Raw genomic sequence first — 2988 nt, 5'->3', positions numbered from 1 at the left:
CTCACAATACCGCTCAACTGAGACATGGCGAAACTCCTCCTGTTTCGCCCCGCGCAGCGCGAGCATAAACCAGAAAGCCGCATGCCGCCAAGACTTATGACTGACATGACTTATGATGACAGCAATTTGTGCTTCGTGAATCGATGTGGCGGAGGTGGCGGCAATATTTGCGGACGCCCCGATTGCGTTTTGCAGCACTTTGGCTAAGACGTGCCCGACGCTTCGTCAGATCAATCGGGGACATCGCAATGACTGCCATCATCGACATTGTCGGGCGTGAAATCCTGGACAGCCGCGGAAACCCGACCGTTGAGGTCGACGTCGTCCTCGAAGATGGCTCGATGGGCCGCGCTGCGGTGCCCTCCGGCGCCTCGACCGGCGCGCATGAGGCCGTCGAACTGCGCGACGGCGGCGCCCGCTACCTCGGCAAGGGGGTCCTGCGGGCGGTAGAGACCGTCAATGGCGAGCTGTTCGAGGCGATCGGCGGTATGGAAGCCGAGAACCAGATCCACATCGACCAGACCATGATCGAACTCGACGGCACGCCCAACAAGAGCCGGCTCGGCGCCAACGCTATCCTCGGCGTCTCGCTGGCTGTGGCCAAGGCTGCGGCGGAAGCGGCCGGCCTGCCACTCTACCGCTATGTCGGCGGCACCAAGGCGCACGTGCTTCCGGTGCCGATGATGAACATCATCAACGGTGGCGCCCATGCCGACAACCCGATCGATTTCCAGGAATTCATGATCCTGCCGATCGGTGCGCCGACACTGCGTGACGGCGTGCGCTGGGGCTCGGAAATCTTCCATACGTTGAGGAAGAAGCTGAAGGGTGCCGGCCACAACACCAATGTAGGTGACGAGGGCGGCTTCGCTCCTAACTTGAAAAGCGCGCCCGCCGCGCTCGATTTCATCATGGAATCGATCGAGAAGGCTGGCTTCAAGCCGGGCGAAGAGGTTGCGCTGGGCCTCGATTGCGCCGCGACCGAATTCTTCAAGGACGGCAACTACGTCTACGAAGGCGAGAAGAAGACCCGCGATCCGAAGACCCAGGCCAAATATCTGGCCAAGCTTGCGGCGGATTATCCGATCATCACGATCGAGGATGGGCTGGCCGAGGACGACTGGGACGGCTGGAAAACGCTGACGAACCTCATCGGCAAGAAGACCCAGCTGGTCGGCGACGATCTGTTCGTCACCAATACGGCGCGGCTGCGCGACGGCATCCGTATGGGCGTCGCCAATTCTATCCTGGTCAAGGTCAACCAGATCGGCTCATTGACCGAAACGCTCGACGCCGTCGAGACCGCGCACAAGGCCGGCTACACCGCGGTAATGTCGCACCGCTCGGGCGAAACCGAAGATTCGACCATCGCCGATCTCGCCGTCGCCACCAATTGCGGGCAGATCAAGACGGGCTCTCTGTCGCGCTCGGATCGCATGGCCAAGTACAACCAGCTCATCCGCATCGAGGAAGAGCTTGGCAAGCAGGCGCTCTACGCCGGCAAGTCGATCGTGAAAGGCTGAGCCCACAGAAGATATCCGGAATGAAAAGGGCGGGGGCATTCCTCGCCCTTTTTGTTTCAACACCGCCAAATCCGGACATCCGTAACCGTCCATTAAGCACAATCGGGCGAGAAAGGGCTAGGTCGCAGAGTGTTAGAGCGTCCTTTGCGCGTCCAAGCCGACGCGCGCCGCTCTAAGGGATTTGGATCATGTGGACACGTCAGCACAAGCAGAGAAACACCGGTCGGCTGATCATTCCCTCGCTCTGCGTGGCATTCCTGGCCTATTTCGGATTCCACGCCTATCATGGCGAATTCGGCATATATTCCAAGTATCGGTTGGAAGCCGAAGCCGTCGATCTGCAAAGTGAGCTCGATGCCGTCAAGGCGCGCCGGGTCGACCTGCAGCGGCGCGTTCAGCTGATGCATCAGGGCACGCTGGAGAAGGACATGCTCGACGAGCAGGCGCGCAGGGCACTCAATATGTCCCATGCCGACGAAATCACCATCATGTTGCCAGCTACGGCAAGATAACCAAATTCAAGTTAATCGACGATATTTTCAATGATTTTAATCGCTTAGATGCATGTCAGCCATGCATTTTTCAGCATGGCGAAACGCTTTCCCGCGTGTTAGCCTTCCCAAATCGGTGGGGAGAACTGATCTCCCTCAGTGTCCGCAAGAGACGCCAACAGGGAGTGATGCATGGCCACCGCCGCCAGAAAAGCGCCTGCCAAATCCAAATCCAGATCCGACGGCAAATCGGCGGGGGTTTCGGCCCCCAAACCTGTCGACTTCACCAAAGACGAGGAGCTTGACGCCTACCGGCGCATGCTGCTTATCCGCCGCTTCGAGGAAAAGGCCGGCCAGCTCTACGGCATGGGCTTCATCGGCGGCTTCTGCCATCTCTATATCGGCCAGGAAGCAGTTGTCACCGGCATGAAGATGGCGCTGGTCGATGGCGATCAGATGATCACCGCCTACCGCGATCATGGTCACATGCTGGCGATGGACCTGTCGCCGCGCGGCGTCATGGCCGAGTTGACCGGGCGCCGCGGCGGCTTGTCCAGGGGCAAGGGCGGCTCCATGCACATGTTCTCGAAGGAAAAGCATTTTTACGGCGGCCACGGCATTGTCGGCGCGCAGGTTTCGCTCGGCACCGGCCTCGCCTTCGCCAATCGCTATCGCGGCAACAACAATGTAACGCTGACATATTTCGGCGACGGCGCCGCCAATCAGGGCCAGGTCTATGAAAGCTTCAACATGGCCTCGCTGTGGAAGCTGCCGGTGATCTACATCATCGAGAACAACCGCTATGCCATGGGCACCTCGGTATCGCGTTCGTCGGCCGAGACGGATTTTTCGCAGCGCGGCGCCTCCTTCAAGATCCCCGGTATCCAGGTCGACGGCATGGACGTCCGCGCGGTCAAGGCAGCCGGCGATCTCGCAACTGAATGGTGCCGCGCCGGCAAGGGGCCGCTGATTCT

Annotated in this window: 4 protein-coding genes; 3 read left to right on the top strand and 1 reads right to left on the bottom strand. The window is 59.9% G+C overall.

Annotated features, from left to right (window positions below):
* Nucleotides 1-198, bottom strand: a 198-nt coding sequence (locus EOA86_RS39655; RefSeq protein ID WP_206630161.1) for a hypothetical protein, incomplete at its 3' end; no start/stop codon positions are given.
* 50 nt (nucleotides 199-248) lie between these two features.
* Between EOA86_RS39655 and eno the strand changes: the two genes are divergently transcribed.
* From eno to EOA86_RS28720, 3 genes are all read left to right on the top strand, one after another.
* Complete coding sequence (gene eno / locus EOA86_RS28730; RefSeq protein ID WP_128344750.1) at nucleotides 249-1523, top strand: phosphopyruvate hydratase; 1275 nt, start codon at nucleotides 249-251, stop codon at nucleotides 1521-1523.
* Nucleotides 1524-1711: 188 nt separating this feature from the next.
* Complete coding sequence (locus EOA86_RS28725) at nucleotides 1712-2035, top strand: septum formation initiator family protein (RefSeq protein ID WP_127212759.1); 324 nt, start codon at nucleotides 1712-1714, stop codon at nucleotides 2033-2035.
* 171 nt (nucleotides 2036-2206) lie between these two features.
* The coding region (locus tag EOA86_RS28720) for a thiamine pyrophosphate-dependent enzyme (protein WP_128344748.1) at nucleotides 2207-2988 on the top strand (782 nt) is incomplete at its 3' end.

This window comes from Mesorhizobium sp. M5C.F.Ca.IN.020.32.2.1 (assembly GCF_004023105.1).
GTDB classification, from domain to species: domain Bacteria; phylum Pseudomonadota; class Alphaproteobacteria; order Rhizobiales; family Rhizobiaceae; genus Mesorhizobium; species Mesorhizobium wenxiniae.
The sequence above is the reverse complement of the archived record's forward strand: the minus strand, read 5'-3'. Positions and strand labels throughout refer to the sequence as shown.